The following is a 15,854-nucleotide window of genomic DNA, read 5'->3' as shown; positions in this document are numbered from 1 at the left end:
TGATTGCTTTCAGACGGCCTTATCTTTGGTAAAATTTCAACTTAATCCAGTCATCAATCAATATCTATCGTGGGACAGCGGCCATGTTTGCATTTTTAGAATCTTTTTTCGTTGAATACGGCTATGCGGCCGTGTTTTTCGTTTTGGTTATTTGCGGCTTTGGCGTGCCGATTCCTGAAGATTTGACACTGGTAACCGGCGGCGTGATTTCCGGCCTGGGTTATACCAACCCTCATATTATGTTTCTTGTCGGTATGCTCGGCGTATTGGCGGGCGATGGCTTTATGTTTGCGGCCGGCCGGATTTGGGGGCAAAAAATCCTTAAATTCAAACCGATTGCGCGCGTGATGACGCCCAAACGCTACGCCCAAGTACAGGAAAAATTCGACAAATACGGCAACTGGGTTTTATTCGTCGCCCGTTTCCTGCCCGGCCTGCGTACCGCCGTTTTCGTAACCGCCGGCATCAGCCGCAAGGTTTCCTACCTGCGCTTTATCCTGATGGATGGCTTGGCCGCGCTGATTTCCGTTCCGGTTTGGATTTATCTGGGCGAATACGGCGCACGCAATACCGACTGGCTGATGAAAAAAATGCACAGCCTGCAATCCGGTATCTTTGCGGTACTGGGCATCGGTGCCGTCATTGTCGGCTGGATTTGGTGGAGAAAACACCGCCGCCATACCTTCTTCCGTGAAAAATTACACGAAAAACGCGCTGCAAAAGCCAAAAAACAAACCAATCAATAAACCATTCCAGGCCGTCTGAAACACTTCCTTGCTTTCAGACGGCCTCAATCATTCATCAGAAACACCATGAAACAAAAAATCTTCGTCCTCTACACCGGTGGCACCATCGGCATGACCCAAAGCAGCGCCGGCCTGCGTCCCGACACCGCCCTCGTCGATAAGGCCCTTGCCCCCTTTTCAGACGGCCTTGATTTCGAATGGCACGTTTGCCAGCCGCTCATCGATTCTTCCGCAGTAACGCTGCAAAACCAACGCGACTGGTTGAAGCTTATTATCGCCAAACTGCCTGACTATGACGGCATTTTGGTGCTGCACGGCACGGATACCATGGCGTACACAGCCAACCTCTTCGCCCTTTCGCTGCAAGGTTTGGACAAACCTATTATCCTGACCGGCTCGCAATGGCCTTACGATGCTGCCAACAGCGATGCGCCGCGCAACCTTGCCATCTCCGTTTCCGCCTTCTCGCTCAAACTCAAACAAGTGGCGATTGCCTTTGACGGCAAGCTCTTCCCAGCCGTCGGCAGCAGCAAGGTCAGCACCGAAACCGCCGCAGGTTTTGACAACCTGCATTTTGGCGCGCTTGCCGAATGGGAGAAAAACAAAGGTTGGCACAATATCCGTACCGCCCCGACCCAACATTCAGACGGCCTCAAACCGCGTCTTCCATCCCCCGAAGCAAAAGTTTCCGTCCGCACGCTGATTCCCGGTTATGCCGCGCAAGAACTTTCAGACGGCCTGCCCCACCTTTCCGCACAAGCCCTAATACTGCAAAGCTACGGCCACGGCAATGCGCCGAGCGACGATGCGTTTGTCCGAGCCGTCCAAGCCTTTACGCAACAAGGCAAGTTACTGCTCAACATCAGCCAAGTGCCGCAAGGTTGCGCCGCCGCAGTCTATGCCCAAGGCGATGCTTTGCGTCAGGCAGGTATCATCAACGGCGGCAAATGCAACCTCGAAACCGCCACTGCGCTGATGACCCTTGCCGTATCGCATGACTGGAATGCGGATAAGGTGCAACAAGAATTGCGACAATTAAATCTGCTGTAAACCGCCATTTAACATGACTTTTACCGACACCCACTGTCATCTTGCCGACCCTAAACTTGCCAACACGCTGCCTACCGTGCTTGCCGAAGCGCAAGCCGTCGGCGTAGCGCGTTTTATCGTACCGGCAACATCTCCCAAAGATTGGCAGGAAGTTGCGCAGTTGGAAAGGCCGTCTGAAAACATCCATATCGCTTTGGGCATCCACCCATGGTTTTCAGACGGCATTGATGAAACAGCGTTTCAACAATTAGAAACCGAACTGATCCAGCATCCGCAAGCATGGGTTGGCGAAATCGGCTTGGATTTTTATGGCAAAGAGCAAACCCAAGCACAACGCGACACGCAGACCGACGTCTTTATCCGCCAACTCATCCTCGCCCAAAACCTCAACCGCCGCGTCATCATCCATAATCTGAAAGCTACCGCCGCCATTGCCGCCGCCGTTAAAACCGCCGGTTTCACACAAGGCGGTATCGTTCACGCCTTCTCCGGCAGCGTAGAAGAAGCATGGATTTTGGTGAAACTCGGCTTCAAAATCGGCATAGGCTCGCTGCTGCTCAATTCCAATGCAAAAAAAGTCCGCGTTGCCTTACAAGCTTTAACCGACACGGATTTCGTTCTCGAAACCGACAGCCCTTTTATGCTCGGCCATGAAACCAATACACCAGCCAACGTCCGCCGTATCGCCGAAATTGCCGCCGAATTGCGCGGCATACCGCTGGCGCAACTGTCTGAAATAACCGAGCAAAACGTGGATTCCCTGCTCCATACTTCCCCTTAATATGCCGACCTCAAGGCATCAAAAAGCCTTGCCCTGCCATTTCGTTTCCAAACCAACACACTCTGCCTCCCCACCCCATATTCATGAATAAAAAGCGATACAAGGCCGTCTGAAAAAATGTTTTTAGCACAAAATATCGCTAATTCCCCTATTTCAGCTTTTTCAAACCGTATTTCTCCTTTGATTGATAAAAAGTATTACGCATATTATTGGGCAAACTTTTTATTTACGTTAAAATATGCTTTTTTTTTGATAATAAGGCCGTCTGAAACAGGCGGAAAATACTTATGGCAGAACAACATACATACTCCTCTACCTGGCAGAGCAAAATTAATGCCCTCGGCCCTGGCATCATGATGGCTTCGGCAGCGGTCGGCGGCTCGCACCTGATTGCCTCCACGCAGGCAGGTGCGCTTTACGGCTGGCAGCTTGCGCTGATCATTATTCTGACCAATCTCTTTAAATACCCGTTTTTCCGCTTCAGCGCACATTACACACTGGACACGGGCAAAAGCCTGATTGAAGGCTATGCCGAAAAAAGCCGCGTTTATTTGTGGGTATTTTTGATTTTGTGTATTGCATCGGCAACGATTAACGCGGGTGCGGTTGCCATCGTTACCGCCGCCATCGTCAAAATGGCAATCCCATCACTGACTCTCGATACCGGTATAGTGTCCGCCCTGATCATGGCTTCCTGCCTGCTGATTCTGGCAAGCGGCCGCTATAAAGCGTTGGACAACGTTTCCAAAATCATCATCGTCAGCCTGACCATTGCCACCGTTGCCGCGGCAGCCGTTGCCATGTCTCGCGGTATGCAGATGAAGCCCGACTTTATCGAGCCCACCCCTTGGACGCTGACCGGCTTGGGCTTCTTAATCGCGCTGATGGGCTGGATGCCTGCGCCGATTGAAATTTCCGCCATCAACTCTTTGTGGGTAACCGAAAAACAACGCATCAACCCTTCCAGCTACCGCGACGGTATTTTCGACTTCAACGTCGGCTACATTACTAGCGCGATTTTGGCGGTCGTTTTCCTCGCCTTGGGTGCATATGTACAATACGGCAACGGCGAGGAAGTACAAATGGCGGGCGGCAAATATGTTGGCCAACTGATTAATATGTACGCCGTTACCATCGGCGACTGGTCGCGTCCGCTGGTGGCATTTATCGCCTTTGCCTGTATGTACGGCACCACCATTACCGTAGTAGACGGCTACGCGCGCGCGATTGCCGAACCGGTACGCCTGCTGCGCGGTAAAGACAAAACCGGAAATGCCGAATTATTTGCTTGGAACGTCTGGGTTGCAGGCTCGGGCTTGGCCGTGATTTTCTGGTTCAACAGCGCGATGGCCGAGCTGCTCAAATTCGCCATGATCACCGCCTTCGTTTCAGCCCCTGTGTTCGCTTGGCTGAACTACCGCCTCGTCAAAGGCGACAAACGCCACAAACTGACCATGGGCATGAACTTCCTCGCCATTATCGGTTTGATTTATTTGACCGGATTTACAGTTTTGTTCCTGCTGAACCAAACAGGCATATTGGCTGCGCCTAAATAAACCCATATAAAAAAGGCCGTCTGAAACTTAAAAACAGGTTTCAGACGGCCTTTCCAATCAATCATATCTTTTTGAATTTTCATTCAAACCCATTATAATGACTCCTTATTTCGCCGTTGCAGACCACTCGACGGCATCCGTATTTTGGAAAATTTATGAAGCCGTCTATCTTAGAAAAACTACAACAACTCAGCGACCGACTGGAAGAAGTCACCCACCTGCTCGGTCAGCCTGAAGCCACGTCCGACATGGACAACTACCGCAAACTCACACGTGAACACGCCGAACTGACCCCCGTTGTCGAAGTCTTCCAAAACTACCAGCTGGCGCAAAGCGACTTAGCGGATGCCGAAGAAATGCTGTCCGATCCCGAAATGAAAGACTTTGCTGCCGAAGAAATCGAAACGGCGAAAGCCAAAATCGACGAACTCGATACCGAACTGCAAAAACTGCTGCTGCCTAAAGATGCCGACGACGACAAAAACATCTTCATCGAGGTACGCGCCGGAACGGGTGGCGACGAAGCCGCGCTGTTTGCAGGTGACTTACTGCGCATGTACAGCCGCTACGCCGAGCGCAACCGCTGGCAGGTCGAAATCGTTTCCGCCAATGAAAGCGAGTTGGGCGGCTATAAAGAAGTCATCGCCCGCATTGTCGGTTTGGGCGCGTACAGCCGTCTGAAATTCGAATCGGGTGGCCACCGGGTGCAGCGCGTCCCCGCTACCGAAAGCCAAGGCCGTATCCACACCTCCGCCTGCACCGTCGCCGTCATGCCCGAAGCGGACGAACTCGAAGACATCGAGCTGAACCCTGCCGACCTGCGCATCGACACCTTCCGCGCATCCGGCGCGGGCGGTCAGCACATCAACAAAACCGACTCCGCCGTCCGTATTACCCACTTGCCGACAGGCATGGTGGTCGAATGCCAAGACGGCCGCAGCCAACACGCCAACAAAGCGCAAGCGATGAAAGTCCTCGCTGCCCGCCTGAACGACGCGCAAAAACGCGAAGCACAAGCCAAAGAAGCCGCCGAACGCAAATCCCTGATCGGCAGCGGCGACCGCAGCGAACGCATCCGCACCTACAACTACCCACAAGGCCGCGTTACCGACCACCGCATCAACCTTACCCTGCACAAACTGGATTTTGTGATGGACGGCGATTTAGAAGAAATCACCAATGCCCTGATTGCCGAGCATCAAGCCGAGCTTTTGGCAGCAATGGGGGATTGATGGATTTGGTCCATTGCGTTTATACTTTTCAGACGGCCTGATGACATATGTTAATATGGCCGTGTATATGTTATCCCGAAGTGATAAATGCAGCACCAGCTGCGCCACAGCAACACCCTTCTACAATCACCGAATGAGAGGACACAAAATGGCAAAAATCCTGATCGCACCGGTATCTGCCGGTCTGAGCGCCGATGCAGCGGCAAAAGCATTTGCAGCAGCATTAAATGCGCAAGTTTTCCAAGCCGTTGACTCCACTACAGAAGCCCTGTTGGCTCAAGGCAAGAGCGACGACTGGTTTGACGCACTTGTCGGTAAAGTTGCAGCATTGAATGCAGACAATCTCGTTATCGAAGGCATCACTCCTGATGCGGACAAATTGTTCTTGGCAGGCAAAAACGTTGAATTGGCGCTGTCTTTGGATGCAGGCGTTGTATTGGCGCTGAAATCCGACAACACTGATGCCGCTGCCGTCACTCAACAATTGAATCTTGCCAAACAGCTCTATACCAACTCTCCAGGCTTATTGGAAGGTTTCATCATTGACGGCGCAGCCGCAGCTTTAGGCGCACAAGTTGCCGAGCAAACCGGCCTGACTTTCTTCGGCTCCAGCGACAAACTGCAAGACGTATCCGCTTTGGCCAAACGTGAAGCCAAACGCCTGTCTCCAGCCCAATTCCGTTACAACCTGATCGACTTTGCCCGCAAAGCCGATATGCGCATCGTTCTGCCTGAAGGCGCAGAACCGCGCACCGTCGCCGCTGCCGCCATCTGCCACGAAAAAGGCATCGCCCGTTGCGTACTGTTGGCTACCCGCGAAGAAGTTGAGGCCGTAGCTAAAGAACGCGGCATCTCCCTGCCTGATTCTTTGGAAATCATTGATCCTGCTTCTTTGGTTGAGCAATACGTTGGGCCGATGTGCGAATTGCGCAAATCCAAAGGCCTGACTCCTGAAGACGCACGCAAACAGCTGCAAGATACCGTCGTACTGGGTACCATGATGATGGCTCAAAACGACGTAGACGGTTTGGTTTCCGGTGCAGTCCACACTACTGCCAACACTATCCGCCCTGCCCTGCAACTGATTAAAACCGCTCCGGGTGCAAGCCTTGTATCCAGCGTATTCTTCATGTTACTGCCTAACCAAGTATTGGCATTTGCCGACTGCGCGGTTAATCCAAACCCAACTCCGGAACAACTGGCCGACATCGCCATCCAATCTGCCGACAGCGCCAAAGCCTTCGGCATCGATCCAAAAGTGGCCATGATTTCCTACTCTACCATCAACTCAGGCAGCGGCCCTGATGTCGATGCAGTGATCGAAGCAACCAAACTGGCTAATGAAAAACGCCCTGATTTGGCCATTGAAGGTCCGTTGCAATACGATGCGGCTACCGTTCCATCTATCGGCCAATCCAAAGCTCCGGGCAGCGCTGTTGCCGGTCAAGCAACCGTTTTGATTTTCCCAGACCTCAATACCGGCAACTGTACTTACAAAGCCGTACAACGCAGTGCCAACGTCCTGAGCGTAGGCCCGTTGTTGCAAGGTTTGCGTAAACCGGTTAACGACTTGTCCCGCGGCGCATTGATTGAAGACATCGTCTTCACCATCGCCCTGACTGCCGTTCAAGCCAAACAAATGCAAGGCTGATTGACAAGCTGATGCTTTGAAATCAAAGGCCGTCTGAAACCGATGTTTCAGACGGCCTTTCGTATCTTTGCGCCAACTATATTATAATTCGCCATTATTTTCCGAAAGACTGCCCCAATGACTGCCTACCAGCAACAACTAGCCGACAAAAAGCAATATCTTCAGCAACTTTTCCAAGGACTGGATTTCCCTGAAATTGAAATCTTTGAATCTCCGGAGCAGCATTACAGGATGCGTGCCGAGTTCCGTATCTGGCATGAGGGCGGAGAAATGTTTTACGCCATGTTTGAGCGCGGGCAAAAGGCAAGCGGGGCAAGCCTGATCCGTTGCAACCAATTTCCTGCCGCATCCGAATCCATCAATGCCTTGATGCCGAAACTGATTGAAGCCGCGTCCAATCATCCCGAGCTGAAAAACCGCTGGTACGCCGTCGAATTTTTGTCCACTTTAAGCGGCGAAATGCTGGTTACCATGATTTACCACAAGAAGCTGAACGAAGCATGGCAACAAGCCGCGCAAGAGCTGGCGCACAATTTGGGCATCCACATTATCGGCCGCAGCCGCGGACAGAAAATCGTATTGAGCCAAGATTTTGTGACCGAAACGTTGGAAGTCAACGGCAAAACCTTCCGCTATCGTCAAATCGAGGGCAGCTTTACCCAACCCAATGCCCAAGTGTGCCAAAAAATGCTGACGTGGGCGTGTGATGCTGCGCAAAACTTAGGCAAAGACCTACTTGAGCTGTACTGCGGCAACGGCAATTTCACCCTGCCACTTTCGCAACATTTCACTCAAGTATTGGCAACCGAAGTCTCCAAAACTTCCGTCAACGCCGCCCAATGGAATATTGAAGCCAACCAAATTACCAATCTCAAAGTCGCCCGCCTGTCTGCTGAAGAATTTACCGAGGCCTACACGCAAAACCGCGAATTCCGCCGCCTGCAAGAACAAGGCATCGACTTGAAAAACTATGATTTTTCAACTATTTTTGTCGATCCTCCACGCGCCGGTGTTGATGATGAGACGCTCAAATTGGTTGCCCGATTCGACAACGTCCTCTATATTTCCTGCAACCCTGAGACCCTACGCACCAACCTCGATACGCTCTGTCAAACCCATACCATCGAACGCGCCGCCCTGTTCGACCAATTCCCATTTACCCACCATATCGAAAGCGGCGTTTGGTTGAAGAAAAAATAAAACCATACAAAAAGGCCGTCTGAATGTTCAGACGGCCTTTAATTAACGGCATATTAAACGATTTTCAAATCAATCCGCCTCCAAAACCACTTTCATGGCTTGGTTTTCAGCAGCATGCTTGAATACATCGTAAGCTTTTTCCAATTCGCTGAATTTGAAATGGTGGGTCATCATTTTGGTGTAATCCACTGAGCTGCTGGAAATGGCTTTCATCAGCATTTCGGTGGTATTGGCGTTAACCAGGCCGGTAGTGATGGCAAGGTTTTTAATCCACAGTTTTTCTAGTTTGAAATCAACGGATTGACCATGTACACCGACCACTGCGATATGGCCGCCAGGTTTCACGATGTCTTGACACATATTCCAAGTTGCCGGGATACCGACTGCTTCGATGGCGCAATCTACGCCGTCTTCGCCGACGATATCGGCAACTTGCTTGCTTACATCGCCGGAAGCAGGATTGATGGTATGGGTTGCGCCCAATTCCTTCGCCAGTTTCAAGCGGTTTTCGTCCATATCGCAAACGATAATGGCGGCAGGGCTATACAGTTGCGCGGTCAGCAATGCAGACATACCGACAGGGCCGGCACCGGCGATGAATACGGTATCGCCAGGTTTCACATCACCATATTGCACGCCGATTTCGTGGGCGGTTGGTAAGGCATCACTCAACAGCAGGGCAACTTCTTCGTTGACGTTGTCAGGCAGAGGAACCAAGCTGTTGTCGGCATAAGGCGTACGGACGTATTCGGCCTGTGTACCGTCAATCATATAGCCCAAGATCCAACCGCCGTTGCGGCAGTGTGAATAAAGTTGGATTTTACAGTTGTCGCAAGTACAGCATTTGCTAACACATGAAATAATGACTTTATCACCGACTTTGATGTTTTTTACAGCGTCGCCGACTTCTTCTACAATACCGATGCCCTCATGACCGAGAATGCGACCGTCGGCAACTTCAGGGTTTTTACCCTTCCAAATACCCAAGTCAGTACCGCAAATCGTGGTTTTAACGATTTTGACGACTGCATCGGTCGGATCGATAATTTGAGGGCGGGGTTTTTCTTCGAAACGAATGTCGTTTGCGCCATGATAAACCATTGCTTTCATGTGAATCTCCTTGAGCAGTTAATAAACTTTAACAATACAGTGTAAATCCACGTTAACTATATTTATATACCCTCTACCAGATAAGTCAATTCTGACTATTATTTCGTATGTTATAGTATAACATGCTGTTTTAAAAATAAATAATTAAAAAGTAAATATTAATGAACACACACACATCCTTTGCACAACGACTCATCGATTGGCAACGGCAGCATGGCCGTCACGACTTGCCTTGGCAGGTCAAAGACCCTTATTCCGTCTGGCTTTCAGAAATCATGCTCCAACAAACGCAGGTTGCTACCGTATTGGACTACTATCCGCGTTTCTTAGCCAAATTCCCAACCGTACAATCGCTTGCCGCCGCGCCGCAAGACGAGGTTTTATCCTTGTGGGCAGGCTTGGGCTATTACAGCCGCGCACGTAACCTGCACAAAGCTGCGCAACAAGTCGTCGGACAATTCGGCGGTATCTTTCCATCCGAGCGCAAAGACTTGGAGACGCTCTGCGGCGTAGGCAGAAGTACCGCCGCCGCTATTTCTGCCTTTGCTTTCAACCGACGCGAAACCATCTTGGACGGCAACGTCAAACGCGTTCTCTGCCGTGTCTTTGCCCAAGACGGAAATCCGCAAGACAAAAAATTTGAAAACGCGCTTTGGACGCTTGCAGAAAGCCTGATGCCGTCTGAAAACGCCGATATGCCTGCCTATACACAAGGGCTGATGGATTTGGGCGCAACCGTCTGTAAACGGACAAAACCTTTGTGTCATCAATGCCCTATGGCAGAGATCTGCGAAGCAAAAAAACAAAACCGCATTGACGAGCTGCCCCGCAAAAAAACTGCTCCCGAAGTGCAAACCCTACCGCTTTATTGGCTGATTATTCATCACACTGACGGCGCATTATTGCTTGAAAAACGCCCTGCCAAAGGCATTTGGGGCGGTCTGTATTGCGTACCCTGTTTTGAAAAATTAGACGATTTGTATACTTACGCCGAACACTTCGGCATTGTTTTAGACGGCCTTGAAGAACAAACCACGTTTACCCACCGCCTGACCCACCGTTTATTGATGATTACCCCTTTTCAGACGCAACAAAGGCCGTCTGAACATCTTTCAGACGGCCTTTGGGTATCATTGGAACATTTGGCGGATTATGGTTTGCCCAAACCTTTAATCAAATATTTGGCTAAAGGCTAAACCGCCCTATTCCACAATCTCTTTAAATACAACTTCTTTCCCGCCGCGAATCAGTACGGCAAACCCATCGCCAATTTGCCAACGCGAGCTCGGATTGGCGTACTCGACGCCCTGACTCCGCAAGCGGACTTGCACCAGTTTTTCAACCGTATTGCCTTCACGCAGCTCAACCATCATCGGGCTGTGGCTGTTGATATAAATTGCAGTAATCGTCCGACCTTGTGCGGATTGATAACGGACAGAATACGTCTGCGCTTGTGCAATGACAGGTAACGGCGCGTCAGGGCGCACGGCCTTATAAGAACCGCACGCAGCGCACAAACTCACGCACAAAGCGCAGATGATTTTGTTCAACATAGGCATAGATTAGTAATGGTGATGCGGAATCTCGCCATCAAGACGGTAATAAGTGCCGCAATACGGACATTCAATCTCACTGTTGGACTGAATCGGCAAGAACACACGCGGATGGCCGTTCCATGTTTCATGATTAGGGCCGGAGCAATGCAGCGGCAAATCCTGCGGCTTGATGACTACAACGTTTTTTTCAGACTGTGTACTCATGGTTTGGTTCCTCACTATGTTTTCTTATCTTCCGATATTGTAAAGCAAAACGGCCGCTAGGTTCAGACTGAAAACATTATATAATCACTTTTTTCAGACGGCCTTTGATGATTATGACGACCCTGCTCCGCCTTCAAGATTTCGATACTTCCGATTCCGCTTCATTTCTTTATACACTCAGCGCAGCCTATTTGGACCACACCGAACAGGCAGGCGACGATGAAATGTCCGGCCTCAACGATGAACAGCATACATTAACCGCCCTTTGCTATCTTGACAGCCAAGTTCAAGAAGGCGGCTTCGTACAGCTTATCGCTTCAGGATACGGAGAATACATCTTCGGCAATCCGGTTGCCGACAGCCTGCGCCGCTGGCGCATCAAGCCGATACCGAAAATCTTAGACAAAGCCAAAGCCTTATACGAAAAACACGGCGAAGCCATTGAAAAAATGGCAGACGAGCAAAGGGATTACGATGAAATCCGCAAAGCTTTTCCCGATTTTGAAGAGCTTGACAGCGATTATTATGACGTTGCCGACGAAGACTTGGAAACCGCAGCAGCGTACGTTCAGGCAAATTGGGATAAATTTGCCAAACTGTCAGGCTGAAACCATAAAACTTTGCCGGTTTGAATCATCTGTTCAAACCGGCAAAATCATCAATACGTCAAATTAACGTTTGTTTTTCTGATAAATCGGCATCACTTCAGGCAACATTTTGCGGATTGCATTGATACGCGCCTGATTGGTCGGGTGAGTCGACAAAATAGCCAATGAGCTGCCGCCCTGTACTTTGTTCATTTTTTCCCACACGCTTACCGCTGCCTCAGGGTTGTAGCCTGCTTCAGCCATCAAACGCACACCGCCGGCATCCGCTTCGCTTTCCTGATAACGTGAGAACGGTTTGGTTGCCAACAAATCTGCACCCAAGCCGACCAAATCACCATCCACACCGGTTGAGCTGGCCAAAATCGAACCGCCCAAGCCGGTCAATACTTGTCCGCCCAAAGCTTTTTTACTGTGTTCCAACAAAGCATGGGTCATTTCATGGCCGACAACGGCGGCAATTTCATCATCAGTCAGCTTCAATTTTTCTACTATGCCGGTGTACACGGCCATTTTACCGCCCGGCATTGCCCATGCGTTCATTTCATCACTGCGGATAACGTTCATCTGCCAGTTGAAGGGCACGCCGGTTTTGTTGGCGCGCTCAGCATGAGGACGCAGACGTGCAAACACACGTTGAACGCGTTGAGCAGTTGGAGATGAAACATCCAAAGCTTTTTGACCACGCGCTTTTTGAATGACTTGTGTGTAACTTTTAGCCGCATCTTCATTTAAAGTCGCGGTATCGTAGCCAACCATATCTGCTACAGAAGTACAGCCGGTCAACGCCAAAATCACTCCCATGCCGGCCCAATATTTTTTATTCCATTTTTTCAACATGTTTTCTCTCTGTATTTTAAAATTAATGTAACGACATTGTACCCAAATTTAATACACTTTACACAAAAGGCCGTCTGAACGGTTTCAGACGGCCTTTAAGCGCAATATTTAAGAGCTGCGCTGCAACATCCAAGACTCAATCTTACGCGCATCGTTCACGCGTGTTGTGGAAGACGGAGAGTTGAGCAATACGATGGTAATCGGCTGATTCTGTACATTGGCCTTAACCACCATAGAACGTCCTGCCTCGCGGATATAGCCGGTTTTCTGCAATTCAATATTCCAGCTACCTTCACGCACCAAGGCATTGGAGTTTTTGTAGTTTTGACGACCATTTGCCGTCCAAACCGAGCCATAATTTGAAGTAGAATTTTTGCGGATCAGCGGATATTTGCTGGCTGCCGCAACCATGCGGTTCAAATCGCGTGCAGTTGAAACGTTTTGGAAATTCAAACCGGTAGGCTCATAGAAACGGCTGTTGGTCATGCCCAGGCTTTGTGCTTTGGCATTCATTGCCGCAACAAACGCGCTCATACCGCCCGGATAGGTACGGCCCAACGCATGGGTAGCACGGTTTTCACTGCTCATCAGGCTCAGGTGCAACAGTTCGCCGCGTGTCAGTGTCGTGCCAATGCTCAAACGGCTGCCTGTACCTTTCAAACGGTCGATTTCAGCCTCGGTAATCGTGATAGGCTCGTTCATATCCAGATGCGCATCCAACACCACCATCGCGCTCATCAATTTGGAAATAGAGGCAATCGGCATGACACGATCAGGGTTTTTCTGATACAGCACTTCACCGGTTTTATTATTGAAAATCAAAGCAGATTGCGAAGACAGCAAAGGACCTGCCAAAGCGGCTTGAGCTTCGACTTGGCCGGCATGACTCAACGCAAAAGCTTCCATCGGGTCATTTTGCACTGGGAAATTTTGCTCCAAAAATTGTCCCAATACATCCATATCATCGGCAACGGCAGGTGCAGAAGCAAAGGCCAATGCCACACCTGTCCATACCATTCCTAAAGTTTTATAGAATTTCATATCTGCCAATTCAAAAAAATACATTTAATTCAACATTCTGTTAAATTTTTCGCTAATTGTAAAGCGAGTTGAGAAAACTTTGCGTTTGTTTGCGAGATATTCAAATCCAACGCCCGCATCTGTTTCTTAGACGATACGGCGCAATGCCTGCTCTGATTTGAAAAAACACAAGATAGTCATTATACTTAGGCTCCTTTGTCAGAGGCATTCCCTCAATCCGGCAATACGCCCGAAATATCTGTTCCCCCTTTACAACACAGCCTCCATACAACCATACGAAGAAATTATTATGTCTGAAGAAAAACGCACCTGTTCATTCTGCGGGAAGTCCGAAAACGACGTTAAAAATCTGATCAAAGGCGAACACGCCTTCATCTGCAACGAATGTGTAGAAACTTGCGGCATAATGCTGCAAGACAACGAGTCCGGCGAGATTGAAAACGAGCTTGCCAAAGCGAAAGAAGAAAACGCTGAGAAAAAACTGCCTACCCCGGCCGAAATCGTTGCCAACCTCAACGACCACGTTATCGGTCAGGAACACGCAAAAAAAGCGTTGGCAGTATCGGTTTACAACCACTACAAACGCCTGCGCCACCCAAAAGCAGAGGGCAAGGTTGAATTGTCCAAATCCAATATCCTGCTCATCGGCCCTACCGGCTCAGGTAAAACCCTGTTGGCGCAATCTTTGGCGCACAAACTGGATGTACCTTTTGTCATGGCAGATGCCACAACTTTGACCGAAGCCGGTTATGTAGGTGAAGATGTCGAACAAATCATCACCAAACTTTTGGGCAAATGTGATTTTGACGTTGAAAAAGCCCAGCGCGGCATCGTTTATATCGATGAAATCGATAAAATTTCACGCAAAAGCGATAATCCATCGATCACGCGCGACGTATCTGGCGAAGGCGTGCAACAAGCCTTGCTGAAACTGATCGAAGGCACGGTAGCGAGCGTTCCTCCGCAAGGCGGCCGCAAACATCCGAACCAAGAATTCATCAACGTTGATACCACCAACATCCTCTTTATCTGCGGCGGCGCATTTGCCGGCTTGGAAAAAGTCATCCGCCAACGCACCGAAAAAGGCGGTATCGGCTTTGGTGCGGCGGTACACAGCAAAGATGAAAACGCCGATATTTCAGCCCTGTTTGAAACAGTCGAGCCTGAAGACTTAATTAAATTCGGTTTGATTCCCGAGCTTATCGGCCGTCTGCCCGTGATTGCCACATTGGCAGAATTGGACGAAGATGCTTTGGTCAACATTTTGACCGAACCGAAAAATGCCTTGGTCAAACAATATCAAACCTTGTTTGCAATGGAAGATGTCGGTCTTGAGTTTGAAGAAGACGCCTTGCGCAGCATCGCCAAACTGGCGATGGAACGTAAAACCGGTGCGCGCGGCCTGCGCTCTATCGTCGAACGTTGCCTCTTGGACACCATGTACGCCCTACCGGATTTGAAAGGCGTAGCAAAAGTCGTCATCAATAAAGAGGTCGTGGAAAAAGGCGAACAGCCAAAACTTTTCCGTGCAGACGGCAGCGAATATAAGCAATAAGGATCATTCTCCGAAAAAAGACATGTACCCGTTACACGTCTTTTTTATTTTTTAATAAAACCCAAAGCATATCTTTTAATAATGGTCTTATACTTGAAAAAACAAAGGCCGTCTGAAATATATTCAGACGGCCTTTGTTTTCAAGTTGCTCTAAGTCTGCTTTCATCCGGAGTATTGATGAGAGTGACTTCCTTGAATTTTATGAAGCTTATTTTTTTACTTTTTTAACAGCTTTTTTAGCTGGAGCAGCTTTGGCGGCAGGTTCAGAAGCCGCAGCTTCAGGAGCAGCAGTTTCAGGAGCAGCTACAGGCTCAGATGCAGCAGGCTCGGAGGCAGCTGATTCAGCCGTACGTTGATAGCCTTTGCCTTTCATGCAGGCATCAAATACAGCGCGATCAGCATTTTCACCAGATGCTTGTTGACATTGAGTCATTGCTTCTTCAACAGTGATGCGTGGTGCTGCCGCTTCTTCAGGTTTGGAAGAAGAACAAGCTGCCAACATCAGACTACCGGTTGCAAGAGCGATTAATAAAGTTTTCATAATTGTATATTCCTAAATTTTGATTTTATGGTTTACCGTTAAACGGGAGATACGGGCTACAAAACAAGCCCTGCACCTCAATATTGAGTACGTGAGTACAATTTAGTTTCATTTCAGCTTGTAAGTTTTTGATAAATTAATTCTATTGACGTTAAGACAAATGCTTAATTCCCAATAAACTCAAGA

Annotated in this window: 16 protein-coding genes; 10 read left to right on the top strand and 6 right to left on the bottom strand. The window is 49.4% G+C overall.

Translation table 11 applies throughout. The features are described from left to right. Positions 1-83: 83 nt before the first annotated feature. The 7 genes from FAH66_RS01715 to trmA all read left to right on the top strand — a co-directional run bounded on the left by FAH66_RS01715 (position 84) and on the right by trmA (position 8,216). The gene (locus FAH66_RS01715; RefSeq protein WP_070749053.1) at positions 84-746 is read left to right on the top strand and encodes a DedA family protein; all 663 of its coding nucleotides are present in this window, start codon (positions 84-86) and stop codon (positions 744-746) included. A gap of 66 nt (positions 747-812) precedes the next feature. Further along, positions 813-1,796 (top strand): asparaginase, encoded by a 984-nt coding sequence (locus tag FAH66_RS01710; protein WP_137040431.1) that lies wholly within the window; start codon positions 813-815, stop codon positions 1,794-1,796. A 13-nt stretch (positions 1,797-1,809) separates the two neighbouring features. Continuing rightward, positions 1,810-2,577, top strand: coding sequence for a TatD family hydrolase (locus FAH66_RS01705; protein WP_137040429.1), 768 nt, complete (start codon positions 1,810-1,812; stop codon positions 2,575-2,577). A gap of 287 nt (positions 2,578-2,864) precedes the next feature. After that, complete coding sequence (locus FAH66_RS01695) at positions 2,865-4,133, top strand: NRAMP family divalent metal transporter (RefSeq protein WP_137040425.1); 1,269 nt, start codon at positions 2,865-2,867, stop codon at positions 4,131-4,133. Between the two features lie 155 nt (positions 4,134-4,288). Further along, the gene (gene prfA / locus FAH66_RS01690; protein ID WP_137040423.1) at positions 4,289-5,365 is read left to right on the top strand and encodes a peptide chain release factor 1; all 1,077 of its coding nucleotides are present in this window, start codon (positions 4,289-4,291) and stop codon (positions 5,363-5,365) included. A gap of 148 nt (positions 5,366-5,513) precedes the next feature. Beyond that, on the top strand, positions 5,514-7,016 hold the full coding sequence (pta, locus tag FAH66_RS01685; RefSeq protein ID WP_137040421.1) for a phosphate acetyltransferase: 1,503 nt from the start codon (positions 5,514-5,516) through the stop codon (positions 7,014-7,016). Positions 7,017-7,133: 117 nt separating this feature from the next. Continuing rightward, complete coding sequence (trmA, locus tag FAH66_RS01680; RefSeq protein WP_137040419.1) at positions 7,134-8,216, top strand: tRNA (uridine(54)-C5)-methyltransferase TrmA; 1,083 nt, start codon at positions 7,134-7,136, stop codon at positions 8,214-8,216. Positions 8,217-8,285: 69 nt separating this feature from the next. Here trmA and FAH66_RS01675 read toward each other — a convergent pair whose 3' ends face one another. After that, positions 8,286-9,326: a zinc-dependent alcohol dehydrogenase family protein gene (locus tag FAH66_RS01675; RefSeq protein ID WP_107858123.1), complete on the bottom strand. Its 1,041-nt coding sequence runs from the start codon at positions 9,324-9,326 to the stop codon at positions 8,286-8,288. A 161-nt stretch (positions 9,327-9,487) separates the two neighbouring features. Between FAH66_RS01675 and mutY the strand changes: the two genes are divergently transcribed. Then, positions 9,488-10,522 carry an A/G-specific adenine glycosylase gene (gene mutY, locus FAH66_RS01670; RefSeq protein WP_137040417.1) on the top strand — a complete coding sequence of 345 codons (1,035 nt, stop codon included), beginning with the start codon at positions 9,488-9,490 and terminating at the stop codon, positions 10,520-10,522. A 6-nt stretch (positions 10,523-10,528) separates the two neighbouring features. On the opposite strand, the gene FAH66_RS01665 is transcribed toward mutY, so the two are convergent. Beyond that, entirely contained in the window at positions 10,529-10,885 is a 357-nt protein-coding gene (locus tag FAH66_RS01665) for a hypothetical protein (RefSeq protein ID WP_036473192.1), read from the bottom strand. A 3-nt stretch (positions 10,886-10,888) separates the two neighbouring features. After that, complete coding sequence (locus tag FAH66_RS01660; RefSeq protein ID WP_003745781.1) at positions 10,889-11,086, bottom strand: zinc-finger domain-containing protein; 198 nt, start codon at positions 11,084-11,086, stop codon at positions 10,889-10,891. A 113-nt stretch (positions 11,087-11,199) separates the two neighbouring features. Here FAH66_RS01660 and FAH66_RS01655 point away from each other — a divergent pair, with 113 nt between their 5' ends. Then, the gene (locus tag FAH66_RS01655; RefSeq protein WP_208648092.1) at positions 11,200-11,694 is read left to right on the top strand and encodes a DMP19 family protein; all 495 of its coding nucleotides are present in this window, start codon (positions 11,200-11,202) and stop codon (positions 11,692-11,694) included. 63 nt (positions 11,695-11,757) lie between these two features. Here the strand turns inward: FAH66_RS01655 and FAH66_RS01650 are convergent, their stop codons facing one another. Further along, on the bottom strand, positions 11,758-12,531 hold the full coding sequence (locus FAH66_RS01650) for a M48 family metallopeptidase (RefSeq protein ID WP_070749039.1): 774 nt from the start codon (positions 12,529-12,531) through the stop codon (positions 11,758-11,760). A gap of 108 nt (positions 12,532-12,639) precedes the next feature. Continuing rightward, entirely contained in the window at positions 12,640-13,548 is a 909-nt protein-coding gene (locus tag FAH66_RS01645; protein ID WP_372512670.1) for a serine hydrolase, read from the bottom strand. Between the two features lie 313 nt (positions 13,549-13,861). Between FAH66_RS01645 and clpX the strand changes: the two genes are divergently transcribed. After that, positions 13,862-15,127, top strand: coding sequence for an ATP-dependent Clp protease ATP-binding subunit ClpX (clpX, locus tag FAH66_RS01640; RefSeq protein ID WP_137040411.1), 1,266 nt, complete (start codon positions 13,862-13,864; stop codon positions 15,125-15,127). A gap of 208 nt (positions 15,128-15,335) precedes the next feature. Here clpX and FAH66_RS01635 read toward each other — a convergent pair whose 3' ends face one another. Beyond that, positions 15,336-15,668: a hypothetical protein gene (locus FAH66_RS01635; protein ID WP_137040409.1), complete on the bottom strand. Its 333-nt coding sequence runs from the start codon at positions 15,666-15,668 to the stop codon at positions 15,336-15,338. Positions 15,669-15,854 lie beyond the last annotated feature (186 nt).

The sequence above is a fragment of the Neisseria subflava genome (assembly GCF_005221305.1).
Taxonomy (GTDB): domain Bacteria; phylum Pseudomonadota; class Gammaproteobacteria; order Burkholderiales; family Neisseriaceae; genus Neisseria; species Neisseria subflava.
Note: the sequence above shows the minus strand (reverse complement) of the source record. Positions and strands in the feature narration are given on the sequence as shown.

What these genes read in the sequence shown, in the direction of transcription:
- FAH66_RS01655 (WP_208648092.1), top strand. Translation starts at nt 11,200, where the DNA reads ATGACGACCCTGCTCCGCCTTCAAGATTTCGATACTTCCGATTCCGCT.
- FAH66_RS01695 (WP_137040425.1), top strand. Translation starts at nt 2,865, where the DNA reads ATGGCAGAACAACATACATACTCCTCTACCTGGCAGAGCAAAATTAAT.
- FAH66_RS01710 (WP_137040431.1), top strand. Translation starts at nt 813, where the DNA reads ATGAAACAAAAAATCTTCGTCCTCTACACCGGTGGCACCATCGGCATG.
- FAH66_RS01665 (WP_036473192.1), bottom strand. Translation starts at nt 10,885, where the DNA reads ATGCCTATGTTGAACAAAATCATCTGCGCTTTGTGCGTGAGTTTGTGC.
- mutY (WP_137040417.1), top strand. Translation starts at nt 9,488, where the DNA reads ATGAACACACACACATCCTTTGCACAACGACTCATCGATTGGCAACGG.
- FAH66_RS01715 (WP_070749053.1), top strand. Translation starts at nt 84, where the DNA reads ATGTTTGCATTTTTAGAATCTTTTTTCGTTGAATACGGCTATGCGGCC.
- clpX (WP_137040411.1), top strand. Translation starts at nt 13,862, where the DNA reads ATGTCTGAAGAAAAACGCACCTGTTCATTCTGCGGGAAGTCCGAAAAC.
- trmA (WP_137040419.1), top strand. Translation starts at nt 7,134, where the DNA reads ATGACTGCCTACCAGCAACAACTAGCCGACAAAAAGCAATATCTTCAG.
- prfA (WP_137040423.1), top strand. Translation starts at nt 4,289, where the DNA reads ATGAAGCCGTCTATCTTAGAAAAACTACAACAACTCAGCGACCGACTG.
- FAH66_RS01660 (WP_003745781.1), bottom strand. Translation starts at nt 11,086, where the DNA reads ATGAGTACACAGTCTGAAAAAAACGTTGTAGTCATCAAGCCGCAGGAT.
- FAH66_RS01650 (WP_070749039.1), bottom strand. Translation starts at nt 12,531, where the DNA reads ATGTTGAAAAAATGGAATAAAAAATATTGGGCCGGCATGGGAGTGATT.
- pta (WP_137040421.1), top strand. Translation starts at nt 5,514, where the DNA reads ATGGCAAAAATCCTGATCGCACCGGTATCTGCCGGTCTGAGCGCCGAT.
- FAH66_RS01645 (WP_372512670.1), bottom strand. Translation starts at nt 13,548, where the DNA reads ATGGTATGGACAGGTGTGGCATTGGCCTTTGCTTCTGCACCTGCCGTT.
- FAH66_RS01705 (WP_137040429.1), top strand. Translation starts at nt 1,810, where the DNA reads ATGACTTTTACCGACACCCACTGTCATCTTGCCGACCCTAAACTTGCC.
- FAH66_RS01635 (WP_137040409.1), bottom strand. Translation starts at nt 15,668, where the DNA reads ATGAAAACTTTATTAATCGCTCTTGCAACCGGTAGTCTGATGTTGGCA.
- FAH66_RS01675 (WP_107858123.1), bottom strand. Translation starts at nt 9,326, where the DNA reads ATGAAAGCAATGGTTTATCATGGCGCAAACGACATTCGTTTCGAAGAA.